Source organism: Streptomyces sp. NPDC050619, from assembly GCF_040654815.1.
Classification (GTDB): Bacteria; Actinomycetota; Actinomycetes; order Streptomycetales; family Streptomycetaceae; genus Streptomyces.
Window position 1 is genome coordinate 146,765 of record NZ_JBFAIR010000006.1, and the last position, 25,953, is coordinate 172,717.

A 25,953-nucleotide genomic window follows, 5' to 3' on the forward strand; every position below is an offset into this window, starting at 1 on the left:
GTCACGTGAGCGAGGGTGGGGCCGGAATGACGGAGCAGAGCGTGCGCTGGGGGATTCTGGCGACGGGCGGGATCGCCGCCGCCTTCACGGCGGATCTGGTCGATCTGCCGGACGCGGAGGTCGTGGCGGTGGCCTCGCGGACGCAGGAGTCGGCGAAGGTGTTCGCCGAGCGGTTCGGGATACCCCGGGCGTACGGCGACTGGGACGCGCTCGCACAGGACGAGGACATCGATGTCGTCTACGTCGCCACCCCGCACTCGGCGCACCGCACGGCCGCCGGTCTGTGTCTGGAGGCCGGGCGGAACGTGCTGTGCGAGAAGGCGTTCACGCTGAACGCGCGGGAGGCCGAGGAACTGGTCGCGCTTTCCCGGGCACGCGGGAGCTTCCTGATGGAGGCCATGTGGATGTACTGCAACCCGGTGATCCGGCGGCTCGTCCAGCTGGTGCGGGACGGCGCGATCGGTGAAGTGCGCCATGTGCAGGCCGACTTCGGGCTGGCCGGGCCCTTCCCGCCCGCGCACCGACTGCGGGATCCGGCGCAGGGCGGGGGCGCGCTGCTGGATCTGGGTGTGTACCCGGTGTCGTTCGCGCAGTTGCTGCTCGGGGAGCCGTCGGACATCGCGGCGAGAGCGGTGCTCTCCGACGAGGGCGTCGATCTCCAGACGGGAGCACTGTTCTCCTGGGAGAGCGGCGCTCTCGCTTCGGTGCACTGCTCCATCATCGGCGGCACCCCCACCATCGCCTCCGTCACCGGCTCCGAGGGCCGCATCGACATCCCGAACGGCTTCTTCCACCCGGACCGCTTCGTGCTGCACCGGGACGGCCGCGACCCGCAGGAGTTCGCGGCCGACCCGGCGGACGGTCCCCGGGCCAGCCTCAAGCACGAGGCCCGCGAGGTCATGCGGGCCCTGCGGGCCGGCGAGACCGAGTCCCCGCTCGTCCCCCTCGACGGCACGCTCGCCGTGATGCGGACGCTCGACACGGTCCGCGACCGCATCGGCGTCCGCTATCCCGGCGAGCCCTCTCAGGACGCGCTTACGCCGGCTTGAGCCCCTGCTCCCCCACCTCCGTCACGAAGGACGCGGCCGTCGCGATCGGCGCCCCGGGGGTGAGCACGTACGGCACCGTCTTGAAGTCGGCCCGTGCCCGCTCGCGGTCCAGCGCGACCGTCACATAGCCGCGCCGTCCGTTGTAGAACTTCAGGTGCGGGTTGGCGGTCATGTAGGTGTCCCAGGTCGCGGGCTTGTCCGCGCCGTCCCGGCCGCTGGAGATCGAGGTCGCCACGATCTCCGTGCCGAGCGTCGCGGAGGCCAGGTCGTCGAAGTCGTCCTTGATGTCGAAGGCGTACGCCGAGTGCACGTCCCCGCTCAGCACCATCAGGTTCTCGACGCCGGCCGCCTTCGCTCCGTCGAGGACGCGCCGCCGCGAGGCCCGGTAGCCGTCCCAGGCGTCCATCGACACCCGTGACGGCGTGGTCAGGTCGACGTGCCGCTGGGCGAACATGACCTGCTGCGGTACGACGTGCCACAGCGCCCGCGAGGCGTGCCAGCCGTCGAGCAGCCACCGCTCCTGCGTCTCGCCGGTCATCGTGCGCGCCGGGTCGTCGGACTCGGGGCCGGGGACGTGCGCGACATCGCCGTACGCCTGGTTGGAGCGGTACTGGCGGGTGTCGAGGACGTCGAACTGGGCGAGCCGGCCCCACTTCAGGCGCCGGTAGAGCCGCATGTCGGGGCCGGCGGGCCGCTGGGGGCGGCGCAGTGGCTGGTTCTCCCAGTAGGCGCGGTAGGCGGCGGCGCGGCGCAGCAGGAACTCCTCCGGCGGGACGCTGTTCTCCGGGATGTCGTCGGCGTAGTTGTTCTCGGTCTCGTGGTCGTCCCAGGTGACGACGAAGGGGTGCGCGGCGTGGGCGGCGCGCAGGTCGGGGTCGGACTTGAAGAGGGCGTAGCGCAGGCGGTAGTCCTCCAGCGTGACCGTCTCCCGGTTGAACAGGGCGGGGAGCGTGCGGTCGGTGTAGTTGCGCCGGCCGCCGACCGCGTCGACCGCGTACTCGTACAGGTAGTCGCCGAGGTGGAAGACGACGTCGACGTCGTCCTGGGCGAGATGGGCGTACGGGGTGTAGTAGCCGTCGTGGTACGCCTGGCAGGAGACGGCGGCGAGGGTGAGCGCGGAGGCGGTGTCCCCGGTGGGCGCGGTGCGGGTGCGGCCGGTCTCGCTGGCCCAACTCCCCACCCGGAAGCGGTAGTAGAAGACCCGGCCGGGATCGAGGCGGCTCACCTCGACGTGCACGGCGTGGTGGAACTCGGGGTGCGCGGTGACCGTGCCGCGTCTGGCGATCCGGCGGAAGCGGTCGTCGTGGGCCAACTCCCAGCGGACCGTGACCCGTTCGGCGGGCAGGCCGCTGTCGGGCTGGTACGGCGCGGGAGCCAGCCGGGTCCACAGGAGCACGGACGTCGGCAGCGGGTCACCGGAGGCGACGCCGAGCGTGAACGGGTTCTCGGTGATCCGCGCCGCGTCGAGTTCGGCCGCGGCGGCGATGCCGGCGGACGGCAGATTGGTCGCGAAGGCGAGCGCGGCGGCTGCCGAGGTGACGGTAAGGAAGCGACGGCGGTTCAGGTGGCGTGCGGCGGCGCGGAGTTCGGGGGCGTGCTGGGACGGGCGTGCTGCGGGTGTCATCCGGTCCTCCCCTGACGAATGGGTCCAGGGAGCATTCGAGTGGGCGGGGACGACGTGTGATTGGCGCGTGCACAACAGCCGAATGGCGGATGGATGAGTTCCGCATGGCGGGACGTCCCCTAACTCCGCAACTTGCACAAACGGAATGGAAACTTCCGGTCCATCAGAGCCGGTGACAGGCTTATGCTCATCACCATCTCCATCAGAGCTTCACATTTGGAGCACAGGACTTCCGTGGCCACACCGAGGGGGAGGCGGCAGTCGTTCCACCGCACCGGGTGGGGGTGGATCTCGCGTGGGACCGCGAGATACGCACCGGTGCGGGGAACGGCTGCCAGGTAGCTGCTTACGTCAGCCCCGGTGCCGCCCGCCGGTCGCCCGGTCGTCCGACCGGCGCCTGCGCAGCGCGTACGCCCCGCCCGCCAGCAGCGCGACCGTGCTCGCCGCCCCTTCCAGCAGCCGCCAGGGCGAAGGGTTCCCCGAAGTCGCGCCCGGCGCACCGGCCCCGGCTTGCGCCGTCTTCCGCGTGGGCGGCGACGGGCTCGCGGCCCCGCCCTCGCTGACCGGCTCGGCCAGCTTCTCCGCCGACCGCGCCGAACTCCCCTTCCCGAAGCCCCAGTCGAGCAGCGCGGCGGCCTCCTCGTAGACGGCGTTCACGCGGCTCCCCGGATGCATGACGGTGACGAGGAGGGTGCGGCCGTCGCGGGTGGCGGCACCGGTGAAGGTGTTGCCGGCGTCGGTGGTGTAGCCGTTCTTCACCCCGATCAGGCCCTTGTACGTCCGTGTGCCGTACACGCCCGTCAGCAGCCGGTCGGTGTTCTGGATCTGGAAGGTCTTCTTGCCGCCCGCCGGGAAGTCGGCGGTCCTCGTGGCGCAGTAGGCGCGGAAGTCGGGGTTGCGCAGCCCGTGGTGGGCGAAGAGCGTGAGGTCGTACGCCGACGACAGCTGGCCCTTGTGGTCGAAGCCGTCCGGGCTGACCACGTGCGTGTCCCGTGCCTGGAGGTCCGCGGCCCTGGCCCGCATCTCGGCGACCGTCCTGTCGATCCCGCCGTTCATGTGGGCGAGGACATGCACCGCGTCGTTCCCGGAACGCAGGAACACGCCCTGCCACAGCTGCTCGACGGTGTACGTGAGGCCGGCCCTGATGCCGACGAGGCTGGAGCCGGCCGGGATCCCGGCCAGGTCGGCGGCGGTCACCGTGTGCCGCTCGGTCCGCTCGAACCTGCCCAGCACGGTGTCGGCGAAGAGCATCTTCAGCGTCGAGGCGGGCGCCAGGCGCCGGTGGGGCTGGAAGGAGGCGAGCACCTCCCCGCTGTCGTGGTCGGCGAGCAGCCAGGCGCGGGCGGTGAGCTTCTGGGGCGGCCCCGAGGCAGGGGCAGCCGCGACCACCGGAAGGGCGGCCGCGGCCAGGCCCAGAGCGGCACGCCGGGTGAGTGGAGAGGAACCGTGCATTCCGGGACCGTACAAAGGGATGCCGTGAAGGAGGGTGAAAGGTCCGCAAAGGAATTAGCTCAATCGCAACTGTGGCTCACACGAACGCGCCAGCTGGTCAGGCGGCGGGCTGCAGTCGGACGCAGCATCGTCCCGGGCTGGGCGCCAGGCGTGCCTCGAGTCCGGCCTCGTCCAGACCATTGAGGACACCGCGTAGCAAGTTGAGGTTCATGCCGCACACCGTCTCGGTGTGCTCCCGGGCCAGCGCGTGGAAGGGGCAGTTGGCCAGAACGATGGCATCGCCCTCGCGGCGTGGCTCGAAGCCGTACCGCTCCAGAAGGTCGAAGACCTCCGTCTTGTTCTGCTCACCCAGGTGGGTACCGAGTTCTTCGGCCTTGCGGTGCAGGACCGCGCGCACCGGCTCACCGGTCGCGTCGGACTCCTCCACGGCCTGCGCGAGCAGCCGGCCGGCCAGCTCGTAGCGGCGGTCCGGCAGGTTGACGGCGACCTGCTTCGCCGAGCGGCGGTAGAGCTTGGCCGGCCTTCCCGCGCCCGGTCCGGAGCGTCCGCTGCGGCGCTCGAAGACGACGTCGAGCAGGGATTCGCCGGCGAGCCGGTCCAGGTGGAACGCGGCGGTCTGCCGCGCCAGGCCGAGGGCGGCGGCCGCCTCGTCCCGGCTGACGGGGCTCGGTTGGCGCACCACGTGGTCGTACAGCCTCCTGCGGGTCGGCTCATCGAGGGCGGCGATGGCGGAGACGTTGGGGTCGCGTACTTCCTTCGAGGTGTCCACGAACACCAGTGTAAAACCCACAGCCATTGACTAAAGAGCGAAGCTGGACTTCTATTGTTAATGAACCTTGTCGATAGAAGGAGAGGGCCATGTCCTCCGTAACCACAAGCACTACCTCCGCCGCCCCGCGGCGGGTGATGCTCACTGATCCCGGCTACCAGGCGTTCGTGATCCTGCGTATCGGCTTCACGGTGGCGCCGATCCTGTTCGGGCTGGACAAGTTCGCCAACCTGCTCGTGGACTGGCCCACCTACCTCGCGCCGTGGATCGACGACATCGTCCCCGGCAGCGCCCAGGCGGCCATGTACGCGGTGGGGGCGATCGAGATCGTGGCCGGCATCGCCGTGGCGCTGGCTCCGCGCTTCGGGGGCTGGCTCGTCGCCGGCTGGCTGGCGGGCATCATCGTCAACCTGCTGACCATCCCGGGCCACTACGATGTCGCGCTGCGCGACTTCGGACTGCTCCTCGGCGCCGTCGCGCTCGCACGGCTCGCCCAGCGCTACCACGCCAAGCGGCAGCGGTGAACGGGCGCGGAGCGCACTGAATCCACCCGGCGGGTGGAGCCTCACGGAGAGAGTTCTCCCCCGGCCCGCAGAGGATCCAGACGAAACCTGGAGACGGCATCCCGCGACGACGCAGGGGAGAAGATCATGAGTGAGAACCTGGACCGGCTGGCCGCCGAAGGCGTAGCGGTCTGGCTCGATGATCTGAGCCGGGAGCGGCTCACCGGTGGCGGGCTGGCCGACTTGGTACGTCACCAGCAGGTGGTGGGTATCACCAGCAATCCGACGATCTTCGCCAAGGCGATCCGTTCGGGTGCCCGCTACGACGCGCAGGTCGGTGATCTGGCCCGGCGCGGAGTACGGGTGGAGGAGGCCGTCAGGCTGCTGACCGCGTTCGACGTGCGGTGGGCCTGCGACGTGCTGCGGCCGGTGTACGAGGCCAGCGACGGGGTGGACGGACGGGTATCACTCGAGGTGGACCCGCGCGTCGCTCACGACACGGCGGCGACGATCGCGGAGGCACGGGCCCTGTGGTGGCTGGTGGACCGGCCGAACCTGTTCGTGAAGATCCCCGCCACCCAGTCCAGCCTGGAGGCGATCAACACCGCGCTTGCCGAAGGCATCAGCGTCAACGTGACGCTGATCTTCTCCCTCAACCGCTACGACCAGGTGCTCCGCGCCTTCCTGGACGGCATGGGTAAGGCCCATGCGGCGGGGCGTGATCTGGCGTCCATCGCATCGGTGGCCTCCTTCTTCCTTAGCCGGGTGGACACCGAGGTCGACAGCCGGCTGGACAAGATCGGCGCACCGGAGGCGCTGGCGCTGCGGGGGCGGGCCGCGATCGCCAACGCGCGCCTGGCCTACCAGCACTTCGAGCAGGCCACCGCATCCGAGGAATGGCAGGTTCTGGCCGCGGCCGGGATGCGCCCACAGCGCCCGCTGTGGGCCTCCACCGGCGTCAAGGACCCCTCCTACGACGACACCCGCTACATCGACGAACTGGTGGCGCCCGGGGTGGTCAACACCATGCCCGAGCAGACCCTGCGTGCGGTCGCGGACCACGGCCGTATCCGGGGCGACACCATCCACGGCACCTACGCGTCATCCCAGCAGGTACTGGATGACCTGGAGACGGTCGGTGTGTCCTATGACGACGTGGTGCGTGTGCTGGAGGACGAGGGCATCGCCAAGTTCACCGCCTCCGGCAACGAACTGTTCGAGCAACTGGAGGCCGAACTGCACACCAGGCGCACCGCCGCCTGACGCAGCCGGCCGCCGGCCGCCCGCTGCCGACGAACGGTCCCAGCGGGTAGTGGATCGCCATTCGCGTGCGGGCCGAGTCAACGCAGCAGAGGAGAGAACATGGCCGCGAACACGGCATTCGTGATCGTCGGAGCCAGCCTGGCCGGTGCGAAGGCAGCACAGACCCTCCGGGAAGAGGGCTTCGACGGCCCCGTAGTCCTGCTCGGAGAGGAAAACGAGCGCCCCTACGAACGGCCGCCGCTGTCGAAGGGCTATCTGCTGGGCAAGGACGAGCGTGACACCGTCTACGTCCATCCCCGCCAGTGGTACTCCGAGCACGACGTCGACCTGCGCCTGGGCACCACCGCCACCGCGGTCGACCCTGCCGGACACGAGGTGACGCTCGCCGGCGGCAGCCGCATCAGCTACGGGAAGCTGCTGCTGACCACCGGCTCCTCACCACGTCGCCTGACCGTGCCCGGAGCCGACCTCGACGGAGTGCTCTACCTGCGCCGGCTCGCCGACAGCGACCGCATCAAGGAATCCTTCGAGTCCGCATCGCGCCTCGTCGTGATCGGCTCCGGCTGGATCGGTCTGGAGACCGCGGCCGCCGCCCGCGCGGCCGGCGTGGAGGTCACCGTGCTGGGGATGGCGGAGCTGCCGCTGCTGCGCGTGCTGGGCCGCGAGGTCTCCCAGATCTTCGCCGACCTGCACACCGACCACGGGGTCGACCTGCGCTTCGGTGTCCAGGTCGCCGAGATCACGGCGGACGGCGGACGGGCGAACGGTGTGCTGCTGGCCGACGGCAGCCGCATCACTGCCGACGCGGTCATCGTCGGGATCGGCATCACCCCCAACACCCAGCTCGCCGACACTGCCGGCCTGGAGGTCGACAACGGCATCCGCGTCGACGCCCACCTGCGCACCTCGCACCCGGACACCTACGCCGCAGGCGACGTCGCAGGCGCCTTCCACCCACTGCTCGGCAAGCACATCCGCGTCGAGCACTGGGCGAACGCCGTCAACCAGCCGCAAGCCGCGGCCAAGGCGATGCTCGGCCAGGACGTGGCCTACGACCGGGTTCCGTACTCCTTCACCGACCAGTACGACCTGGGCATGGAGTACACCGGCTACGTGGAGCCCGGCGGCTACGACCAGGTGGTCTTCCGCGGCCGGAGGGACACCCGCGAGTTCATCGCCTTCTGGCTGGCCGAGGGCCGGGTACTGGCCGGCATGAACGTCAACGTCTGGGACGTCACCGACCCGATCCGCGCCCTGGTGACCTCCGGGGGCCCGGTCGATGCGACGAGGCTCGCTGACCCCGACGTCCCGCTGAGCGACCTTCTCGACCGCCCCGACTCGACTGGGTGACAGCCACGCCTCCCGCGTCCGGCCGCACATTCCAGGCCCCGGATGCGGCGCAGCCGGTGCGGGCAGACCGGTATGCGCAGTCGATAGCAACACCGTCGTCAAGCCGGAACAAGCGCCCTCAACGCCCTCAACGCCCGAGGATGCGGTCGACCTCGGTCAGCTGCTCGGCGGTGAGCGGGCCCTTCTCCAGCGCGCCCGCGTTCTGCTCGGCCTGGGCGACCGAGCGGAAGCCGGGGATCGGGACGGTGCGCGGGCTGCGCGCCCACAGCCAGGCGAGGGCGCCCTGGGCGAGGGTACGGCCGCCGCTGGTGAGGACCTCCGTCAGCTCGTCGACCCGCGCGAGCCACTCGGGATCGGCACCGGAGCCGGCCGCGAAACCCTGGAGCCAGGCGGGCGGGCGGTTGCGGATGTCCCCGGCCGGCAAAGGCCCCTGCCGCTTTCCGGTCAGCAACCCCATGGCGAGCGGGCTGCGGTTGACGCTCGCCAGGTCCGACCCCTCGCACAGGGCGAGCATGTCGGGCGCGTCCTGGAGCACGTTGATCGCATGCTGTACGGCCGTACAGTGCTCCCCTTCCGCGAACACGGCGGCGCGGGCCGGGTCGTCGGTGCTCCAGGCGTAGGCCCGGATGAGCCCCTCGCGTACGAACTCCTCGCAGGTCTCGCGGAGTTCGGCCGCGCGCTCGGGGTCGGCGTCGGAGAGGTGCAGCTGGTAGAGGTCGACGTGGCCGGTGCCCAGGCGCTCCAGGGATGCCGTCAGCGCGCGGCGGGCGTGGGCCGGGGTGTCGTCGCCGCCGGTGCGGGTGCGGGTCTCCTCGTCGAAGAGGTTGCCCCACTTGGTGGCGAGGACCACGTCGTCCCGGCGCTTGCCCAGGGCGCGGCCGAGGACGCGTTCGCTGTGGCCGGCGCCGTAGGTGTCCGCCGTGTCGAAGAAGGTGACGCCCAGGTCGAGGGCGCGCCGGATCGCCCGTACGGACTCCTCGTCGTCGACCTTGCCCCAGCCGAGCGGCCGTCCGTCGGCGTCCTGCCACTCCCCGCCGATCGCCCAGCAGCCGAAGCCGAGCGCGCTGACCTCGATACCGCTGCGGCCCAGTGTCCGTGTTCGTTTCCGTGTGGGGTCCATGCCGAAGGACGCTAGGCGTTGGAGTGCGCGCGAAGGCAAGGGGGCGTATGGGCCGGTCAGGCCTGGCCCGTCTCGAAGCGGGCGATCCTGCCCTCCGGGTCGACCGTGAAGCTCCAGCGGGTGCGCATCTCGCCCCAGGTGTCGTTGCTGTAGCGGGCGACGAGGGCCCGGCCGCCCTTGGACTCGTTGTCGACCTCCATGTGACCGTGGGAGGCGAAGATCTCCCGGTCGGTCCACTCGTCGAGGTCGCGGTCGGACCCGTCGTCCGCCATGGTCGCGCCGGGCGCGAGGACCTTCATGAAGGCGTCGCGGTCATGGGCGTTGACGGCGGTGACGAACGCGCGGACGGCCGGGTCGCTGAGCTTGGCTGGCTGAATCGTCATGCCAGTCAGCGTCACACCGCGCCCGGGGCTCCGCCACCCGAACGGCGCCGCGAGGGGGCCACCGGGTGTGAGGGGTGCGACGTTGGAAACGCGTGGGGTGTCCCTTCTGTCTGTCTGTTCCGGGAGTCATGGTGAGCTGTTACGACCGACGTGATCTGGGCCTGCTGCTGCTTCGGCTGAGCGCCGGCGGGGTGCTGGTCGCCCACGGTACGCAGAAGTTGTTCGGGTGGTTCGGCGGCCACGGGATCGAGGGGACCGGCCAGTTCATGGAGTCCGTCGGGTACAGGCCCGGCAGGCAGAGCGCCATGGCCGCGGGGCTGGCCGAGACCGGCGGCGGCACGCTGCTGGCGCTGGGGCTGGCGACCCCGGCGGCCGGGGCGGCGGCGGCCGGAGCGATGGGGGGCGCGGCCGCGGTGCACACGCCGAACGGCTTCTTCAACCAGAGCGGCGGCTACGAGTACGCGGCGACACTGGGCCTGGCCGCGACCGGCCTCGCGGTCGCGGGCCCCGGCCGGCTCTCCCTCGACCACGCGCTCGGCCATGTCTTCGACCGCGGCTGGATGGTCCCGGCGGCGCTGGGGGCGACGGCGGCGGTCACGGCGCTGGTCGTGGGGGCGCGGAGCAAGCGGCTACAGGATGCCGAGAAGGAGGAGCAGGCAGCCTTGTTCGAGGAGCAGGAGGCGCTGTTCGGAGAGTAGGGGGACCGGGTCTACCAGGACGGACCTACCCATTCGGGATCAGGACCACGTGTCGTGCGCACGGGCCGGCGTGCCAAGCTGCCCGCATGACTGATCAGGCCACTCCTCCCGAGACCCCCGCCGACCTCTGGGCCGCCGTCGACGACCTGTGGACCTGGCTGGAAGCGAACGGGCCGATCAGCGGCGAGCAGGGCCTGCTGCTGCGCATGCTGAAGCTGTCGGAGGAGGTCGGCGAGGTCGCCCAGGCGGTGATCGGGGCGACCGGCCAGAACCCGCGCAAGGGGGTCACGCACACCTGGGAGGACGTCGAGGCCGAGCTGTGCGACGTCGTGATCACGGCCCTGGTGGCGCTGCGCACGCTCACCCCGGACGCCCGCGAGGTCTTCACCCGGCACCTGGCCCGCGTCACGGAACGCTCGCTCACCCGGCCGACGTGACGCCCTGGTGAACATCACCGAGGCCGGCGCCAAAGCCATCGACGACCTCTTTCCCCGCCAACTGGGAGAGGGGCCGTGCCGCCGTGCCAGAATGGATGCGCCGTTCATCCTGCGGCGTCACCCCTACCGACGCGCTGATCCCAAGTACCGATCCGATGAGGTTGTCGTCTTGAGCAAGTCCGTGGCCCGCGAGCCGATGAGACGCAACTCGCGGTCCAACCGGGCGCGCATCCTCGCCACCGCCCGCCAGGAGCTCGGGCGGAACCCGGACATCACCCTGGAGGAGCTCGCGCGGGCCGCCGGTGTCGTACGCCGGACGCTGTTCGGTCACTTTCCCGGGCGGGCCGCCTTGCTGGAGGCGCTTGCCGAGGAGGCGTCCGAGACGTTGCGGGGTGCGGTGGCGGGCGGGGTGAAGCCGGAAGATCCGGCCGAGCGCGCCCTCGCGCGGTTCGTGATCTCGATGTGGCCCGTGGGAGACCGTTACCGGATGCTTCTGGCGTTGGCCCGCCGGGACCTGGGGATGGACAGGGTGGCCGAGATCCTCTCCCCGGCCCGTGCCGCGGTCACGGCCATCCTGGAGCGGGGACAGCGGGACGGCGTCTTTCACACGCATGTGCCGTCGGCCGTACTCAGCGCGGGGCTGGAAGCTCTGACCCTCGCCCTGCTGGAGAGTGTCAACACCGGGGAGTGGGAGGACGACGGAACCCGCATCGCCGTCGCCACGCTGATCGCGGCCGGGGTGCCGGAGCAGCGGGCGAGTGCCATCGTGACCGACATCGCGACGATGATGGGCGCGGATCAAGGCGCGGTCCCTGTCGCCGACGTCTGAGCTGGATCGGCTTCGCCTGCCGGGTCGGGATGGAAGGTGACCGAGCGGCCCGAGAAACGGGCGCTCAGGCCCGTTGCCGTCGTGGTGATCGTGCGCAGATGCAGGCCCGCGGGGATGTTCCGCAGCTGGATCGGCTCTTCGAAGGCCTTGTCGAGCAGGTCTTCTCCGACGGCCGGGAGCCGGTCGCCCGTGACATGGAAGTCCTTGAAGGCGACGCGGTTGCCGAAGGCCGCCGAGACGCTCGTCGTCACGGTGACCTCGTTGCCGAGGGGCAGCAGGACGGCCGCACTCACCTGGCCGGGACGGGTGCCTTGGGAGATCTCCAGGCCGAGGGCGTTCGACACATCCGCGTACGACAGGTGAGCGACGGCCTCCGCCGAGCGGGCGTGTGCCGCGCTGTCGTCGTCGGACTTGCGCAAGTCGTCGAGGCGGAGGGTGAGTTCGCTCACCGGTAGCGGGCGGTCGGTTCCCCGGGCCGGTATGTCGTGCGCCGTGACGTCCACGTGGCGCAGGGTGCCGACGGCCAGCTGGGGCAGGACGGGAAAGCCGCGCACGTGAACCGCGGGCGGCGCGGGAGTCTCCATGCCGTCCTGGATCGCCTTGGCCGTACGGGCCTCCGCCCAGGCGGTCGCCAAACGGTCGGCCGAGACGGTGAGAAAGGCCAGCGTGAGAAGGGCCGCGACGGCGATGACGTCCGTTCGCATGAGCCTTTGACGCACGGGGTGTTGACGCATGGGGAGATGCACGGGGACTCCTCGGGAGGTGGGGTGCTCTTACCGTGTGCCGGGCTGGGTGCCGCGAGCGCCACGAGTGCCGCGAGTGCTACGCAGGCGGCGGACCGTTGAGGCCGCGACGCCGGTGTCGACGCCCGCGGCGATCAGCGCCGCGGTGGCCGCGCTCGTGCCGTCGTCGGCCCAACTCCCGGACTTGACGCTGTCGAGCAGGGCCAGCAGGTGTGCTTCGAGGGCTCTGCTGAGCGGGCCGGACGGCACGCCGGCGTGGAAGACGCCTTGGTGCTGGCCGCGGGCGAGGATCTCGGCGACCGTGTCGCGGGCCGGGGCGAGCAGCTCACTCACTCGCTGCGCCCCGAGGTCCTGATGGGCGAGCCCGATCAGGGTGCGGTAGCGGTCGCCGACCGGCCAGAGAGTGAGGACGAAGCGCGCCAGCGCGGTTGCCGGGTCCGCGTCAGGGTGCGAGTCGGAGTCCGGGTGCTCGTGCTCGTGCTCGTGCGGGGTGCGGCTGACGGCGGTCGCGAGCCGCACCGCCTCCGCCGCCTCGGCGGTGAGTCCCTCGATCAGCGCGGCCCGGCCGGCGAAGTGGACGTAGACGGTACGACGTGCCACCCCGGCGGCCTCGGCGATGGCACCGAGGCCGCTGTCGGGGTCCTGGCCCAGCACCTGGCGGGCCGCTTCGAGGATGCGGGTCCGGGTGGCGCGCGACCTGGGGAGGCGTGGTCGGTGCGGGGCCGGGGGGCCGGTCATGTCGTACCTCGGTGCGGGAGGGGGCGGTGGACCATCGAGATATTTGCACACCCCTGGGCAATAAACTAGTCTGCACATCAATGTGCAATTAACTCGCTCCCCTGCGCGTCTATCCGTCCAACCCGTCTCCTTAGGAGCCTCGGATGTCCCTCCTCGCACAGACCCCTGTCGAGAAAATGACCGGGCCGTACACACGGCGCTGGTGGGCCCTGCTGGTCCTGTGCCTGAGCCTGCTGGTCGTGGTCATGGCCAACACCTCGCTGATCGTGGCCGCCCCCGACATGACCCGGGACCTGAACCTCAGCAGCAGCGATCTGCAGTGGGTCATCGACGGCTACACCGTCCCGTACGCCGCGCTGATGCTCGTCCTGGGCGCGATCGGCGACAAATACAGCCGGCGTGGCGCCCTGATCGCCGGTCTGGTGATCTTCGGTGGCGGTGCGGTGATGGGCAGCCTGGCCGACGGGACCGGACTGGTGATCGCGGCCCGGGCCGTCATGGGCGTCGGCGCCGCCGTGGTGATGCCGGCCACGCTGTCCCTGCTGGTCGCCACCTTCCCGCGGGCCGAGCGGGCCCGCGCCATCACCGCCTGGACGGCCACCTCGGGCCTCGCGATCGCCGTCGGCCCCCTGGTCGCCGGCCGGCTGCTGGAGGACCACGCCTGGGGCTCGACCTTCCTGATCAACGTCCCGATCGTCGCCGTCGCCATCGTCGGCGCGCTGCTCCTCGTACCCCCGTCCAAGGCCAGGGACATGGGCCGGATCGACTACGTGGGCGGCCTGCTCTCCATCGTCTCCGTCGGCTGCCTCGTCTACGCGACCATCGAAGGCCCGCACTTCGGTTGGGGCGCCGGACCGGTCACGGCAGCCGTGGTCGCCGCCGTCGGCCTGCTGGCCTTCGTCTGGTGGGAGCTGCGGCACCCGCGCCCCATGCTGGACGTGCGCAAGTTCCGGCTGCGGCCCTTCAGCGGGTCCATGCTCGCGGTGCTGTTCTTCTTCTTCGGTACGTTCGGCGCGATCTACTACTCCACCCAGTTCCTCCAGTTCGTCCTGGGCTACGGCCCGCTGGAGACCGGCGTACGGCTGCTGCCGCTGGCCGGCGCGGTCTTCGTCGGCGCCGCTCTCACCGGGCGGCTGACCCCGCTGCTGGGCATGAAGGCGTCGGTCGTCGCCGGCATGGCGATCGGCACCGCGGGGGTCCTCCTGCTCACGCAGGTCGACAAGGGCTCGACGTACACCGACTTCCTGGCGCCGATGATGATGCTCGGCTTCGCCATCGGGCTGAGCGTCTCCCCGGCCACGGACGCCATCATGGACTCCTTCCCCGAGGCCGAGCTGGGCGTCGGCGGCGGCGCCAACGACACCGCGCTGGAACTCGGCGCCTCCCTCGGCATCGCGGTCCTCGGCTCACTCCTCGGCACCAGCTACCGGGACGAGCTGACGGACCTGGCCGGCGGGCAGCTGCCGGCCGCGGCCCTGGACACCGCCAAGGACTCGGTGGGCGGCGGCCTGGCCGTCGCCGAGCAGGTCGCGAAGGACCCGACCGCCGGACCGCAGCAGGCCCAGGCCCTCGTCGACGCCGTCAATCAGGCGTTCGCCCATGGTGTCGCCCAGACCAGCATGGTCGGCGGGATCGTCATGGCCGCCGGTGCCCTGATCGTCCTGGCGGTCCTGCCCGGCCGTTCCGGCGGGAGGAAGCGCCGGTCGAAGGGTTCGGCCACGGAAGGAGCGGAGGGGGCATCCGTAGAAGCGGACGGTTCATCCGTAGAAGCTGAGGGTTCATCCGTAGAGGGAGTGGACGCGACAGAGGGAGTGGGCGCGACGGGAGAGAGCCGCACCGGCGTCCGCTGAATCCCGGCGCCCGCACCCCCTGCCCGAGCGACCCCGACCGGCACCCGCGGTCGGTCCAGCTCGGGCAGGGGGTGACGGGCGATGTCGCGGGCGCGTCAGCCGGGCAGCCGGTTGAGTTTGCGGATCTGCTGGTCGAAGACGCGGACGGGGGCCAGGCGGCGCCCCGTGCTGACGCGTGCGGCCGTGGGGCCGGCGGTGTAGCGCAGTTTCGGCTTCTTGTCGGTGGCCGCTGTGACGATCACCTTGGCGACGACGGCGGGGTCGTCGCCCTTCTCCATCGCCTCCGCCATGGCCTCGTCGAAGGCGCGCCGCCGCTCCGTGTACAGAGGCATCGGGGTGTCGGGCTCCGCGACATTGGCATCGAAGCTCGTCTTGGTGATGGCGGGCTGGACGAGGAGGACCCGGACGCCGTGCTCGCGGACCTCGTGGTCCAGCGACTCGGAGTAGCCCTCGATGGCGTGTTTCGCCGACGAGTAGAGGGCCATGAAGGGCTGGGGGATGATCCCGAGGACGGACGAGATGTTGATGACGCGTCCGCTTCCCTGGGCGCGCATGTGGGGCAGGACGGCCTTGGTCATACGGATGACACCGAAGACGTTGACGTTGAAGATGGTTTGGGCCTGGGCGACGGAGTTCTCCTCGCCGGCACCGGATGAGCCGATGCCGGCGTTGTTGACGAGGACGTCGATCCGCCCGAACCGTTCGATCACCTGCTCGACCAGGGTGGCGACGGAGTCGTCACTGGCCACGTCGAGGTCGAGATACGTCACCCCGGCGGGCGGGGTGAGTCCCGAGGTCTTGCGGCCGGTGCCGATCACCTCGAATCCCGCTGCGGCGAGGGCGCGGGCCGCCTCCTTGCCGATACCCGATGAGGCACCCGTCACGAGTGCTACCGGCCGTGCTGTCGCCATCAGGGGCTCCTCGAATCATTGGATTACGACCGTTTACCTTATGGCCGTAAGGCTATAAGAGGAGAGTGGCGAATGGCAAGTGGTCCACTTGCTCCGCCGGACAGTCCCTAGACGTCGAAGGCGTGCTGGGAACAACAGGGTTCGCGGCGCAGCTCTCGGCTGACGGTGAGCCAGTCGGTGCGGTCCGCGGTGCGTTGTTCAGCCGACTTGGAGGCGAACGCGCCGACCAGGTCGTCCTGGCGGTGCACAAGGCCGTCGCGCATGACCCACGAGGTACGGATCAGGTCGTCGAAGTCCTGGAAGGGGTTGCCGTCGATCGCCACGAGATCGGCGAGCTTTCCCGGTTCCAGGGTTCCGAGGTCGTCGCCGACCCCGAAGAGTTCCGCGGGGACGGAGGTGGCCGTGCGCAGCGCTTGTGCGGCGGACAGGCCGGCGGATTGGTGCAGGGCGCGCAGGCCGAGATGGAGTTGCAGGCCGAGGGGGGTCAGGGGGGCGTCGGTGCCCAGGGCGAGTGTGCCGCCGTCGGCGACGATCTTCCGGAAGACGGCCGCGTCCTGCTGGAGGGCGCGGGCAGCGGCATCGCTGGGCGGGGTCGCCGCGATTCCCTGGACGAAGGCGGTGTCCCATGGGGGCATGAGCGTGGTGACGCGTGGGTCCTTGGCCGGCGAGGGGTCTGTCATGAGCAGCGCCAGAGCGATGAACGGCGTGACAATGATCTTGAAGTCGCCGCCCGCGTACATCTCGTGGACGTCCTGGTAGGCGTGCCCCGTCGGGGAGAAGGAGTGTCCGTATTCGGCACGCTCGGTGGCCTGAAGGTGAGAGGTGAGGTCCTGGCCGACGGCCGCGCCCGGTGACAGGAAGTGGCTTCCGGAGAGGACTCCGAGTTCCTCGTGAGCGGTTCGGACGGCCTCTCGCATGATCCAGGCAGGGGCGCGTACGTAGGTCTTGACGAAGTCGTAGTCGAGGTCGACCGCCCGTTCCAGGGATCGCCTGACGCCGTCCCGGGTCCGGTGGGCCCTGCCCATGCTGTAGGCCACCCGGCTGCCGTCGATCAGCTCGCCGGTGGCGAACAGACGCGGTCCGGTCATGCTGCCCGCGGCCACGGACTCGCGGATGCGCACCGCCTCGTGGGCGAAACCGCCCAGCGAGACGCTGCTCGTGATGCCGTAGGCGAGCATCAGGCTGTTCTGCCGGCCGCCGTAGGTGTACTGCCACGGGTGCGTGTGAGAGTCCCACAGTCCCGGGATGACGGTGGAGCCGGACGCGTCGATCAGCTTCTCGCCCGTCGCTGCCCGTGCGCGGTGGGGTTCGACGGCGGCGATGCGGTTGCCGCGGACAACGATGTCGACGTCCTCGCGGACCGTCTCGCCGGTCCCGTCCCACAGGCGTCCGACGTGCACCCTGGTGACGTCGGAACGGGCGGGCAGGCGGCGGCGGTACCGCAGCGGCACGGGGATGGTGCGTCGGCCGGTGCCGTCGCGTTCGATGAGCCTGAGCCGACCGCTCGATTCGTAGAGCAGGCTGCCGGAGTCGCCCGACCAGGAGGGGTGGTCGGCCGCCTCGTCGGTGAGGCGCGAGGGATCACCGGCGGGTGTGCCGTCGGCGTGCACCGGCATCACCCACAGCGCGGACTCCATGATGAACGCCATCGCCGAGCCGTCCGGCGACCACACCGGGCCGCCGTGACCACGGTCGGACAGGGAGGCGTGCGGTGCGGGCTGGTGGGCGGTCCACTGCCCGGTACCGGTGTCGACGACGCGGATGACGTTGTATCCCTCGCGGAACCGGGCGTTGAGCCGGTTGCGGTCGCAGAACGCGATGTACTTGCCGTCGGGCGACCAACTCGGCGGACCGGGCAGGCCGTTGGCACCGAGCGGCGCGACGAGCGTCTTCTCGCTCCCCGTGGCCAGGTCGCGGATGAGGAGGTTGCCCGTGGAGTCGTGGCAGGCGAGTGTGGAGCCGTCGGGGGAGAGCACGGGGTGCAGGCGGCCTCCGGTGGCCAGCACATCGGCGCGATCGCTGCCCAGCCACTGACGGTGGACGTTGATCAGGCTGTTGCCGTCCGCGCCTCCCTCACAGGAGAACAGGACGCTCTCTCCGTCCGGTGCCCAGGACGGCATCTGCACATAGGCGGACGCATGCGCCTGCACCAGCTTCCGGGGACGACCGCCGATCGGCATCACCCACAGGGCATTGAGTGCGGCGAAGGCGACTGATTTCCCGTCGGGCGAGAGCACCGGAAGGTGGATTCCCCGCACCTCACGGTCTCCCAACGAGTCGAAGTCGTAGCGCTTTTGGCGGTACTCCGGCCGGGAGAGGCTCAGTGACGCCGTGAAGGGGATCTGTTCCGGGGCGGACCGCGCGGTGCCCGGACGCCGGACCTTCATCTGCCCGTCGGCGGCATAGAAGAGCTCACCGTCCGGGGTCCAGCAGGGCGGGAACGGAGAGACGTCCTCACCGTCGGTCAGGGCCTCGCCGTCCACCATGAGGACGGAACTCGCCGCATTGAAGGGCGCGGCGAAATCGCCCACGTGGACGTAGGCCACCCGGCCGTCCGTGGCGAGAGCCGGACCCACCAGCGTGCCCGCGTCCACCGTACGTTCCACCGATACCTCCCCGCCCCCGGCCGGGACAGAGGCCAGGGTCCGTCCGCCCTTGGCTCCGGCTCTGACGAACACCAGCCGGGTGCCGTCCGGGTGCCAGGCCGGGTCGTAGTCCTCCGCATCGGCATCGCCGGTGAGCTGCGCCAACTCACCCGACCGCACATCCACCGTCCAGATGCCGTAGGAGCTTCCGGCTACCGGATCCCCGCCGCGCTCGGACGAGAACGCTATCCGCGAACCGTCGGGCGACCAGGCCACGCCCCGGTCGTCCCAGGGGCCGGATGTCAGCTGACGCGGACGGGAACCGTCCGCCGCCATCGTCCACACATGGAACCCGCCCCCCTGATACGCGCAGACGGCGATCCGCGAACCGTCGGGCGACCAGGCCGCACGAGCCGGTTCCAGGTCCGCCGAGGTCAGCGCCGTCGCCGTCCCGCCCGCACGCGGAACCGACCACAACACACCCTGCACCGCGGCGATCAGCGGGCCGCCGACGGGCGAAGCGGACACGAACGCATTGGTGCCGGCGGTGAACTCATAAGTCCCGGCCGGTGCCGAAAGCGCAGACGCGCCGTTGGCGGAGGAGGAAACAGACGATGCCGAGGCTTGTCCTGAAGGCAGCGAAACGGCTGCGCCGGCCAGCCCGACCAACCCGGCCTTCAGAGCGCCTCGACGAGACAATTCGTGCTGTTCCATCAATCCTCGCAAGTAATCGGGAAGTACCGTGCTTTGAGAGGGCCCGGCGGTCGTTCCCGTGACAGGGACAGGGAATCGGCCGCCGGGCCCGTCGAGCGCGCCGATCCCCGTCCCCACGGGTCGGCACGCGAGGGGCCGTCCTCCCCGCTCTGGGATACGGCCCCTGTCTTTTCCTGTGGACGCATATGAACTTGCCGCGCGGGCTGCGCCGTAGTGGAGTGATCACGTCCGACGCTACGGAGGGAGGCCCGGAAGCGGATCCGTCACCGTATCTGTCAGGAGTCACCAGATGGGGATGAAAGCCTCGGCATGTCGCCCAGCGCGGCGCGCAGTTGGGCGCGGCCGGTGATGCCCAGCTTGGGGAAGATCTTGTGCAGGTGGAAGCCGATGGTGCGCGGAGACAGGTACAGGCGGGCGCCGATGTCACGGTTCGTCAGGCCTTCCGCGGCCAGTTGGGCGATCTGTAACTCCTGCGGCGTCAGGTCGGCCGGGGCGTCGTGCCCGGCCGGGGCCGCCACGGGCACGCCCGCCGCGCGGAGTTCGGCGGTGGTGCGCTCGGCCCAGGGGCGTGCGTCCAGTCGCTCGAAGATGTCGAGGGCGGTGCCGAGCAGCCCTCGTGCCTCGGCGGTACGCCGCCGGCGGCGCAGCCACTCGCCGAAGTCCAGGTGGGCGAGGGCGTACTCGAACGGCCATCGGGCGCCGTCCGGGTCGCCGGTCGCCGCCCGGAACCGGGGCTCCGCGTCGTCGGGGTCGCTCAGCAGGGCCGACGCACGGTGCACGACCGCGGCCAGGCGGGCGGAGCGGGACTTCTCCAGCGTCCGCTCGGCGGCGTGCAGCACGGTGCGGGCGTCGTCCGCCCGTCCGGCGCGGACGGCGGCCGCGGCGAGGTCGGCGAGGTAGTAGAGGGAGGCGTGGTAGTGCACGGGTGCCGGGCGGGGGCCCTGGGTGAAGACGCGGCGCAGTTGCTCGTACGCCTGCTCGTGGTCGCCCTCCGCGAGGGCCGCCATGCCGAGCGCGTGGCGGTGACGCACGTACAGGCTGCGGGACGTGCGCAGGTCCCGGCCGCGCACGGCGTCGTCCACCTGGGCGCGCGCGCCCGCGTGGTCGCCGCGGACGGCGCGCAGCGTGGCCCGAAGGAGCGGCGATCCCACGGTGACGTTGTCCGCGCCCGCCTCCGTGGCCAGCCAGAAGGCCTCCTCGGCGGCGGACTGGGCCGCGGTCCAGGCTCCGCTCTCGAACAGGGCCAGGGCCAGGGCCTGTGCGACGGTGCAGTTGGCGCCTGCCGTCGCGGCCCGGCGCAGCTGGTCCATGGCCCGGCCGAGCAGGCGTACGGCCTCGTCGGTCTCGTCCAGGATCCAGGCCGCGCCGCCGAGCGAGACGAGCTCGGACAGGGAGCCGTCCGGCAGGCCGTCCACCGCGTGGGTCAGGCGCTTCAGCAGCTGCTGCCGGTCGGTGAACGGATGGCCGGCCGCCTGTTGCCAGACGCGGTCGGTCTCGTCGGGCTGCGGCGCGATGAGACCGCTGATGCGCTGGATGTCGTGCCGGTAGCGGGGATCGCCGGAGTTGTACGCCGGGGTCGCGGCCGTTCCCAGGGCGCTCAGCGCGAGGCCGGGTGCCTGGGTGGCCATGGACTCGGCCGCGGGCAGCAGGAAGGCCAGGGAGTCGTCGTGGCGCAGGGTGACGGCGAGTGACCACCCGGCGCGCAGGGCGGCCTCGGCGAGGAGTTGGGGGTCGTCGGTCAGGGTGTCGACCCGGCCCGCGATCTCCCCGACCCACTGCGGATGTCCCGCGTACATGGCGGATGTGGCCGCGGCGAGCAGCCGGCGGGCCCGCTCCCGCGGCTGTGGTGTGAGTTCGGCGGCGCGTTCCAGCGCGGTCGCCGCGGCCGCGTGTCCGCCGCGGCGCTGGAAGCGTTCCGCGCTCTCGGCCAGGGCGTGGGCGACCTGTTCGTCCGGGCCGAGGGCGGCCGCGGCGAGATGCCAGGTACGGCGATCGGGTTCGTGCGCGAACGCGTCGGCGAGCGCCAGGTGGGCCTCGCGGCGTTCGGCGAAGGAGGCGGCCTGGTAGACGGCGGAGCGGACCAGTGGGTGACGCAGCCGCACCTGGCCGCCTTCGACGCGCACCAGCCCTGCCTGTTCGGCGGGTTGCCAGACCTCCGGCCCCTGTGCGCCGGGGGCGGCGTGCAGCACGTCCGAGACGCGTGCGGCGCCCGTGGCTGCCGCCAGGAGCAGGACGCGTCGGGTGGTGAGCGGCAGGGTGGGCAGGTCGGCGGCGAAGATGTGCTCCAGCCGGGCGGTGAGAGGGAGCGAGCCGATGTCACTGGCGCCCGGGTCCTTGGCGAAGGCCCGCGTGAGTTCGATGAGCGCCAGGGGGTTCCCGGCGGCCTGCTGAAGGATCTGGGTCCGCAGCCGGCCTCGTGGCGGCCGTGGCTGTGTGTCCAGCAGGAGCCCGGCCGCGGCTCGGGTCAGCGGGCCGGCCGTCAGATGCGGGAAATCGCGGTCGAAGCGCGCCGGCACCGCTTCCTCGCGGGCGGCGAGCAGCAGGGCGGCGGGTTCTGAGTCGAGGCGCCGGGCGACGAACGCGAGTACGTCCAGCGAGCCGACGTCCAGCCACTGGGCATCGTCGACGGCGATGAGCAACGGGCGCTCCATGGCCGCGTCCGAGAGCAGCGTCAGCACGCCGACCCGGATCAACAGCGGGTCCGGCGCAGGTAATCCGTCGGTCCGTTCCATGCCTAAGGCGTGGCGCAGGGCGTCCCGCTGCGGCGCGGGAAGCCCGTCGACGCCGGTGAGGACCGGACGCAGCAGCTGATGCGCGCCCGCGAAACCGAGGTCCTTCTCGCCCTCGCAGCCCCGCACCCGCAGCACGCGCCGGCCGCGCGCCGTGGCCTGCGAGGCGGCCCAGTCCACCAGGGTGCTCTTGCCCGCCCCCGGCTCGCCGGTCAGCACGAGCACCTTCGGGCCGCTCCCGTCCACGGTGTCGACGAGCTGCGTGATCCGCGACATCTCGTGGTCCCTGCCGAGGATGCGCTGGCCGCGTTCCTGTTCGGCACTGATGTCACCTAAGTCACCCATATCGCCGATGTCGCCGATATCCATGAGTTCCTGCTCCCCCAGCCATCCGCCCCGACCGGCACACCTGACCGGCAAATCAGCATCCTGGCATGGCGGCAGCTGCGCATGACCGGTCACATGACAGAAGCGATGCCCTCCCAGTCCCTGACAGCATCCGATCACCCACCTCACCTCACCTCACCTCGCCGAAGAACCCGGCGCACCACACGAACCCAGGAGCATCACATGTCCGACACCGTCGAACCGGTCCCGCCGGTGCTGGAGCCCGCGGCAGCCGCCTTCGTGGAGGCGACCGCCAATCCGCCCTACCTCTCCGACCTCGGCCCGGTCGAGGGCCGCAAGGCGGTCGACGAGGTGCAGTCCGGCGAGATCGCCAAGCCCGCGATCGACGAGGAGTGGATCACCGTCGCGGGCGGCCCGACGGGCAGCGTCCGGGCCCGCATCGTCAGGCCCGCCGGCGCCACCGGCACCCTCCCGGTGATCCTCTACATCCACGGCGCGGGCTGGGTGTTCGGCAACGCCCACACGCACGACCGCCTGGTGCGCGAACTCGCCGTCGGCGCGAGCGCCGCCGTGGTCTTCCCCGAGTACGACCTCTCCCCCGAGGCCCGCTACCCGGTCGCCATCGAGCAGAACTACGCGGTAGCCCGGTGGATCATCGAGCAGGGCGCGTCCAAGGACCTGGACGGGACACGGCTGGCCGTGGCCGGCGACTCGGTCGGCGGCAACATGACCGCCGCCCTGACCCTGATGGCCAAGGAACGCGGCGACGTCTCCCTGGCCCAGCAGGTGCTCTTCTACCCGGTGACCGACGCCTCCTTCGACACCGGCTCCTACCACCAGTTCGCCACCGGCTACTTCCTGCGCCGCGACGGCATGCAGTGGTTCTGGGACCAGTACACGACCGACGAGACGGAGCGCGCCCAGATCACCGCGTCCCCGCTGCGCGCCACCACCGAGCAGCTCACCGGCCTGCCCCCGGCCCTGGTCATCACCGGCGAGGCCGACGTCCTGCGCGACGAGGGCGAGGCGTACGCCAACAAGCTGCGCGAGGCCGGCGTCCCGGTCACCGCCGTCCGCTTCCAGGCGATCATCCACGACTTCGTGATGCTCAACGCCCTGCGCGAGACCCACGCCGCCGAGACCGCGATCACGCTGGCCGTCGACACCCTGCGCACCGCGCTGCACACCCGCTGAAACGCCGAGAAGGGACCCCGCCATGTCCACCACTCCCCTCCCCACCGCCCTCCTCGTGCACGGCGCCTTCGCGGACGCCGGCAGCTGGACCGGCGTCATCGCGGAGCTCCAGAACCACGGCATCCCCGTGGTGGCGCCGCCCAACCCGTTGCGCGGCCTGGCCTCCGACGCGGCGTACGTCGCCTCCGTGGCGTCCCAGATAGACGGCCCCGTAGTCCTCGTCGGCCACTCCTACGGCGGTGCCCTCATCACCGTGGCCGGCACCGCACAGAACGTGGTCGGTCTCGTCTACATCGCCGCCTACGTCCTCGAAGAGGGCGAGAGCCTCGGCGAGTTGCAGGGCCGCTTCCCGCTCTCGCCGCTGGTCAGCAACCTCAAGGAGTGGACGTACCCGGTCGAGGGCGCCGCGCCCGCGGTCGAGGTCAGCATCAAGGCCGAGGCCTACCCGCAGATCTTCGCTGCGGACGTCCCGGCGCCGGTCACCAAGGTCCTGGCAGCGGCCCAACGCCCCCTGGCCGCAGCGGCGTTCGAGGAGACGGCCGCAGCGGCGGCCTGGAAGACGAAGCCGTCCTGGGCCCTCGTCGCCGGCGCGGACCAGGCCATCAACCCCGAGGTGGAGCGCTTCGGCGCGAAGCGGGCCGGGGCCACGATCGTCGAAATCGAGGGCGCGTCGCACGCGGTGGCCGTCTCCCAGCCCAAGGAGGTCGCCGGCCTGATCCGCGACGCGGTACTGGCGACGCGCTGACGAAGCGGTCAGGCCACCTGATGTCGATCACGACAACTCCCTCCCGGCGCACGCCAGCACGCACTCCGCCCAGACGGTCTTGCCAGGCCCGTCCGCCCGCGGCTGCCAGTCCCACCGTGCCGCGAGGTGCGATACGAGGAGGAGGCCCCGCCCGGTTTCTTCCGGGTCCTCGACGCGGGTGCCCTCGCGGGTGGCCGGCCGGGTCGGAAGGCGCTCGGCACGGGTGTCGGTGACCTCGATGCGAACGGTCCGGGACCACGCCGAGAGGTGCAGGCGGAAGTGGAAGTCCCGGCCAGGGACATGGCCGTGCAGGACGGCGTTCGCTGTCAGTTCGGCGACGATCAGCACGATCGCGTCGTGCGGCTCGGTGTCGTACGGGATCCCCCAGGCGTCAAGGCGGACGGCTGCCAGGCGACGGGCTAGACGGGCTCCGCGAGGTGTGGAGGTGAAGCGCATCTCGAAGGTCTGATCGCGCGGATCGGAGGTGCCGATCAAGTGCGCGGTGGGGGTGGCGAGTTGGGTGGTGCTGGTGGGGCTGCCGGGCTTGGTCGTCATGGAGACCACGGTCCCGTCGGTGGCGTAGCGTGACCAGTGGTGACGCACCGACGCGGACCGGCTGTACGCGCGGTGTCGGTACGGGTACGAGACGCGCGGCGTGACGGCGTCCCCACGGGGGCGTTGGGCCAGGGAGGCGGTATTGATGACGGAGCGTACGAGTGCTGTCGCGGAGGCCGAGGCGGTTCCGGGCGACGGCGGCGGAGCGGTCGTGAGTCTCGGGGACGGCTGGGAGAACGAGGACGGCGGCGGGCAGCGGCCCGGGGACGAGGCCGGGCGGGGCGTCGTCACGGCGTTCGGGCAGACCATGAAGACACTGCGCGTCCGGGAGGGCCTGGAGCGCGAGGAGTTCGGGAAGCGGCTCGGGTATTCGGCGTCCACCGTTGCGTCGTTCGAGCAGGGGCGGAGGATTCCGTCGCCCCGGACCATCGACCGGGCGGACGAGGTGTTGGCGGCGGGCGGCTTGCTCTGCCTGTGGAAGGAGGAAGTGGAGCGGGCTCAGTATCCGGTGTTCTTCCAGGGGATGGCGGCCTTGGAGAAGGAGGCCATGGAGCTGCTCTCGTACGACACCCTTGTGGTCAAGGGGTTGCTCCAGACCGAGGAGTACATGAGGGCGCTGCTCGGCATGCGGCGCCCGGTACTGGACCAGGAGACCATCGAGCAGCGGGTGGCAGCGCGGCTGGCTCGGCAGGACATCTTGGACCGCTGGCCCGCGCCGCTGCTGAGCTTCGTGATGGACGAGTCAGTATTGCGGCGCCCGTACGGCGGAAAGGACGTGCTCCGAGGGCAGTTGGAGCACCTCCTCCTGAACGGCCAGAAGCGGAATGTCGAGATCCAGGTCATGCCGCTCGATTGCGAGGAAAGCGCGGGCGTGGATGGGCCGTTCACGATGGTCACGCGCCATGACGGCAAGAGGTTCGTGTACACCGAGGCACAGGGAACCAGCGCTCTTCAGACCGACCCGAAACAGGCCGCCCTCGCCGCCGCACGCTATGGGATCATCCGATCACAGGCTCTCAGTCCGCGAGAGTCACTGAAGCTCATCGAAGGGTTGCTGGGATCGCTATGAACAACGCTGAGTCCTCGACCGTCGCACCTGGCCTCACTTGGTTCAAGAGCAGCTACAGCGGGGCCGAGGGCGGCGACTGCGTAGAGGTCGCGGCTGCTACGGCCGTTGTGCACGTCCGGGACTCCAAGGCCGTCGCCGGGCCCATCGTCACGATGTCGCGTGAGGCATGGGCCGGGTTCGTCGGCTTGGCGTCGTCGGGGCGGAGCGTCTGACACTCGTACGACCGCGAGAGCCCGCCGGTTCCTCTGGGACGGCGGGCTCTCGCTCTGCGTGATGCTCGGGGCAGAGTGCTCGA

Annotated in this window: 23 protein-coding genes; 12 read left to right on the forward strand and 11 right to left on the reverse strand. The window is 71.0% G+C overall.

The genetic code is table 11. From position 1 onward, the window contains the following. The first annotated feature begins 26 nt into the window (after nt 1–26). Nucleotides 27–1,049, forward strand: coding sequence for a Gfo/Idh/MocA family oxidoreductase (locus tag AB0I77_RS13005; protein ID WP_363282550.1), 1,023 nt, complete (start codon nt 27–29; stop codon nt 1,047–1,049). Here the strand turns inward: AB0I77_RS13005 and AB0I77_RS13010 are convergent. The 3 genes from AB0I77_RS13010 to AB0I77_RS13020 form a co-directional block, all read right to left on the reverse strand. Beyond that, entirely contained in the window at nt 1,036–2,673 is a 1,638-nt protein-coding gene (locus AB0I77_RS13010) for an alkaline phosphatase D family protein (protein WP_363282551.1), read from the reverse strand. The two genes, AB0I77_RS13005 and AB0I77_RS13010, sit on opposite strands and share 14 nt — an antisense overlap. Nucleotides 2,674–3,024: 351 nt before the next feature. Next, on the reverse strand, nt 3,025–4,125 hold the full coding sequence (locus AB0I77_RS13015) for a D-alanyl-D-alanine carboxypeptidase (RefSeq protein ID WP_363282553.1): 1,101 nt from the start codon (nt 4,123–4,125) through the stop codon (nt 3,025–3,027). A 97-nt stretch (nt 4,126–4,222) separates the two neighbouring features. Then, on the reverse strand, nt 4,223–4,900 hold the full coding sequence (locus AB0I77_RS13020) for a helix-turn-helix domain-containing protein (protein ID WP_363282729.1): 678 nt from the start codon (nt 4,898–4,900) through the stop codon (nt 4,223–4,225). A gap of 83 nt (nt 4,901–4,983) precedes the next feature. Between AB0I77_RS13020 and AB0I77_RS13025 the strand changes: the two genes are divergently transcribed. The 3 genes from AB0I77_RS13025 (at nt 4,984) to AB0I77_RS13035 (ending at nt 8,010) form a co-directional block, all read left to right on the forward strand. After that, a complete protein-coding gene (locus AB0I77_RS13025; RefSeq protein WP_363282554.1) occupies nt 4,984–5,418 on the forward strand; it encodes a hypothetical protein in 435 nt (144 codons plus the stop codon). 126 nt (nt 5,419–5,544) lie between these two features. Further along, nucleotides 5,545–6,660, forward strand: coding sequence for a transaldolase (tal, locus tag AB0I77_RS13030; protein ID WP_363282555.1), 1,116 nt, complete (start codon nt 5,545–5,547; stop codon nt 6,658–6,660). A 99-nt stretch (nt 6,661–6,759) separates the two neighbouring features. Further along, nucleotides 6,760–8,010, forward strand: coding sequence for an FAD-dependent oxidoreductase (locus tag AB0I77_RS13035; RefSeq protein ID WP_363282556.1), 1,251 nt, complete (start codon nt 6,760–6,762; stop codon nt 8,008–8,010). A gap of 127 nt (nt 8,011–8,137) precedes the next feature. Here AB0I77_RS13035 and AB0I77_RS13040 read toward each other — a convergent pair whose 3' ends face one another. Further along, a complete protein-coding gene (locus tag AB0I77_RS13040) occupies nt 8,138–9,130 on the reverse strand; it encodes an aldo/keto reductase (protein ID WP_363282557.1) in 993 nt (330 codons plus the stop codon). 56 nt (nt 9,131–9,186) lie between these two features. Then, a complete protein-coding gene (locus tag AB0I77_RS13045; protein ID WP_363282558.1) occupies nt 9,187–9,513 on the reverse strand; it encodes a nuclear transport factor 2 family protein in 327 nt (108 codons plus the stop codon). A gap of 131 nt (nt 9,514–9,644) precedes the next feature. On the opposite strand from AB0I77_RS13045, the gene AB0I77_RS13050 reads away from it, so the two are divergent. The 3 genes from AB0I77_RS13050 (at nt 9,645) to AB0I77_RS13060 (ending at nt 11,477) form a co-directional block, all read left to right on the forward strand. Beyond that, nucleotides 9,645–10,211: a DoxX family protein gene (locus tag AB0I77_RS13050; RefSeq protein WP_363282730.1), complete on the forward strand. Its 567-nt coding sequence runs from the start codon at nt 9,645–9,647 to the stop codon at nt 10,209–10,211. A gap of 86 nt (nt 10,212–10,297) precedes the next feature. Next, complete coding sequence (locus AB0I77_RS13055; protein WP_363282559.1) at nt 10,298–10,648, forward strand: MazG-like family protein; 351 nt, start codon at nt 10,298–10,300, stop codon at nt 10,646–10,648. A gap of 169 nt (nt 10,649–10,817) precedes the next feature. Continuing rightward, on the forward strand, nt 10,818–11,477 hold the full coding sequence (locus tag AB0I77_RS13060) for a TetR/AcrR family transcriptional regulator (protein WP_363282560.1): 660 nt from the start codon (nt 10,818–10,820) through the stop codon (nt 11,475–11,477). On the opposite strand, the gene AB0I77_RS13065 is transcribed toward AB0I77_RS13060, so the two are convergent. Both AB0I77_RS13065 and AB0I77_RS13070 read right to left on the reverse strand, forming a co-directional pair. Further along, nucleotides 11,447–12,181, reverse strand: a complete 735-nt coding sequence (locus AB0I77_RS13065; protein ID WP_363282561.1) for a DUF2993 domain-containing protein — start codon at nt 12,179–12,181, stop codon at nt 11,447–11,449. The genes AB0I77_RS13060 and AB0I77_RS13065 overlap by 31 nt on opposite strands. A gap of 69 nt (nt 12,182–12,250) precedes the next feature. Beyond that, nucleotides 12,251–12,958, reverse strand: coding sequence for a TetR/AcrR family transcriptional regulator (locus AB0I77_RS13070; protein ID WP_363282562.1), 708 nt, complete (start codon nt 12,956–12,958; stop codon nt 12,251–12,253). 143 nt (nt 12,959–13,101) lie between these two features. Between AB0I77_RS13070 and AB0I77_RS13075 the strand changes: the two genes are divergently transcribed. Beyond that, nucleotides 13,102–14,808, forward strand: coding sequence for an MFS transporter (locus AB0I77_RS13075; RefSeq protein ID WP_363282564.1), 1,707 nt, complete (start codon nt 13,102–13,104; stop codon nt 14,806–14,808). Nucleotides 14,809–14,903: 95 nt separating this feature from the next. On the opposite strand, the gene AB0I77_RS13080 is transcribed toward AB0I77_RS13075, so the two are convergent. The 3 genes from AB0I77_RS13080 to AB0I77_RS13090 all read right to left on the reverse strand — a co-directional run bounded on the left by AB0I77_RS13080 (nt 14,904) and on the right by AB0I77_RS13090 (nt 22,116). Next, nucleotides 14,904–15,719, reverse strand: a complete 816-nt coding sequence (locus tag AB0I77_RS13080) for an oxidoreductase (RefSeq protein WP_363282565.1) — start codon at nt 15,717–15,719, stop codon at nt 14,904–14,906. A gap of 107 nt (nt 15,720–15,826) precedes the next feature. After that, nucleotides 15,827–18,832 (reverse strand): amidohydrolase family protein, encoded by a 3,006-nt coding sequence (locus AB0I77_RS13085; RefSeq protein WP_363282566.1) that lies wholly within the window; start codon nt 18,830–18,832, stop codon nt 15,827–15,829. Nucleotides 18,833–19,293: 461 nt separating this feature from the next. Next, entirely contained in the window at nt 19,294–22,116 is a 2,823-nt protein-coding gene (locus AB0I77_RS13090) for an AAA family ATPase (protein ID WP_363282567.1), read from the reverse strand. Nucleotides 22,117–22,317: 201 nt separating this feature from the next. Here AB0I77_RS13090 and AB0I77_RS13095 point away from each other — a divergent pair, with 201 nt between their 5' ends. Next, nucleotides 22,318–23,289, forward strand: a complete 972-nt coding sequence (locus tag AB0I77_RS13095) for an alpha/beta hydrolase (protein ID WP_363282568.1) — start codon at nt 22,318–22,320, stop codon at nt 23,287–23,289. Between the two features lie 22 nt (nt 23,290–23,311). Further along, nucleotides 23,312–24,034 carry an alpha/beta hydrolase gene (locus tag AB0I77_RS13100; protein WP_363282569.1) on the forward strand — a complete coding sequence of 241 codons (723 nt, stop codon included), beginning with the start codon at nt 23,312–23,314 and terminating at the stop codon, nt 24,032–24,034. A gap of 27 nt (nt 24,035–24,061) precedes the next feature. On the opposite strand, the gene AB0I77_RS13105 is transcribed toward AB0I77_RS13100, so the two are convergent. Continuing rightward, nucleotides 24,062–24,589 carry an ATP-binding protein gene (locus AB0I77_RS13105; protein ID WP_363282570.1) on the reverse strand — a complete coding sequence of 176 codons (528 nt, stop codon included), beginning with the start codon at nt 24,587–24,589 and terminating at the stop codon, nt 24,062–24,064. A gap of 145 nt (nt 24,590–24,734) precedes the next feature. Here AB0I77_RS13105 and AB0I77_RS13110 point away from each other — a divergent pair, with 145 nt between their 5' ends. Next, complete coding sequence (locus AB0I77_RS13110; protein ID WP_363282571.1) at nt 24,735–25,658, forward strand: helix-turn-helix transcriptional regulator; 924 nt, start codon at nt 24,735–24,737, stop codon at nt 25,656–25,658. Beyond that, nucleotides 25,655–25,870, forward strand: a complete 216-nt coding sequence (locus tag AB0I77_RS13115; RefSeq protein WP_363282572.1) for a DUF397 domain-containing protein — start codon at nt 25,655–25,657, stop codon at nt 25,868–25,870. The genes AB0I77_RS13110 and AB0I77_RS13115 overlap by 4 nt, the downstream gene beginning before the upstream one ends. The last annotated feature ends 83 nt before the right edge of the window (nt 25,871–25,953 follow it).

Excerpts from the sequence above, each read along its gene's own strand:
- AB0I77_RS13045 (WP_363282558.1), bottom strand. The coding sequence starts at position 9,513 with ATGACGATTCAGCCAGCCAAGCTCAGCGACCCGGCCGTCCGCGCGTTC.
- AB0I77_RS13040 (WP_363282557.1), bottom strand. The coding sequence starts at position 9,130 with ATGGACCCCACACGGAAACGAACACGGACACTGGGCCGCAGCGGTATC.
- AB0I77_RS13005 (WP_363282550.1), top strand. The coding sequence starts at position 27 with ATGACGGAGCAGAGCGTGCGCTGGGGGATTCTGGCGACGGGCGGGATC.
- AB0I77_RS13090 (WP_363282567.1), bottom strand. The coding sequence starts at position 22,116 with ATGGATATCGGCGACATCGGCGATATGGGTGACTTAGGTGACATCAGT.
- AB0I77_RS13100 (WP_363282569.1), top strand. The coding sequence starts at position 23,312 with ATGTCCACCACTCCCCTCCCCACCGCCCTCCTCGTGCACGGCGCCTTC.
- AB0I77_RS13075 (WP_363282564.1), top strand. The coding sequence starts at position 13,102 with ATGTCCCTCCTCGCACAGACCCCTGTCGAGAAAATGACCGGGCCGTAC.
- AB0I77_RS13010 (WP_363282551.1), bottom strand. The coding sequence starts at position 2,673 with ATGACACCCGCAGCACGCCCGTCCCAGCACGCCCCCGAACTCCGCGCC.
- AB0I77_RS13055 (WP_363282559.1), top strand. The coding sequence starts at position 10,298 with ATGACTGATCAGGCCACTCCTCCCGAGACCCCCGCCGACCTCTGGGCC.
- AB0I77_RS13110 (WP_363282571.1), top strand. The coding sequence starts at position 24,735 with ATGACGGAGCGTACGAGTGCTGTCGCGGAGGCCGAGGCGGTTCCGGGC.
- AB0I77_RS13080 (WP_363282565.1), bottom strand. The coding sequence starts at position 15,719 with ATGGCGACAGCACGGCCGGTAGCACTCGTGACGGGTGCCTCATCGGGT.
- AB0I77_RS13095 (WP_363282568.1), top strand. The coding sequence starts at position 22,318 with ATGTCCGACACCGTCGAACCGGTCCCGCCGGTGCTGGAGCCCGCGGCA.
- AB0I77_RS13015 (WP_363282553.1), bottom strand. The coding sequence starts at position 4,125 with ATGCACGGTTCCTCTCCACTCACCCGGCGTGCCGCTCTGGGCCTGGCC.
- tal (WP_363282555.1), top strand. The coding sequence starts at position 5,545 with ATGAGTGAGAACCTGGACCGGCTGGCCGCCGAAGGCGTAGCGGTCTGG.
- AB0I77_RS13035 (WP_363282556.1), top strand. The coding sequence starts at position 6,760 with ATGGCCGCGAACACGGCATTCGTGATCGTCGGAGCCAGCCTGGCCGGT.
- AB0I77_RS13070 (WP_363282562.1), bottom strand. The coding sequence starts at position 12,958 with ATGACCGGCCCCCCGGCCCCGCACCGACCACGCCTCCCCAGGTCGCGC.
- AB0I77_RS13105 (WP_363282570.1), bottom strand. The coding sequence starts at position 24,589 with ATGACGACCAAGCCCGGCAGCCCCACCAGCACCACCCAACTCGCCACC.
- AB0I77_RS13115 (WP_363282572.1), top strand. The coding sequence starts at position 25,655 with ATGAACAACGCTGAGTCCTCGACCGTCGCACCTGGCCTCACTTGGTTC.
- AB0I77_RS13025 (WP_363282554.1), top strand. The coding sequence starts at position 4,984 with ATGTCCTCCGTAACCACAAGCACTACCTCCGCCGCCCCGCGGCGGGTG.
- AB0I77_RS13065 (WP_363282561.1), bottom strand. The coding sequence starts at position 12,181 with ATGCGAACGGACGTCATCGCCGTCGCGGCCCTTCTCACGCTGGCCTTT.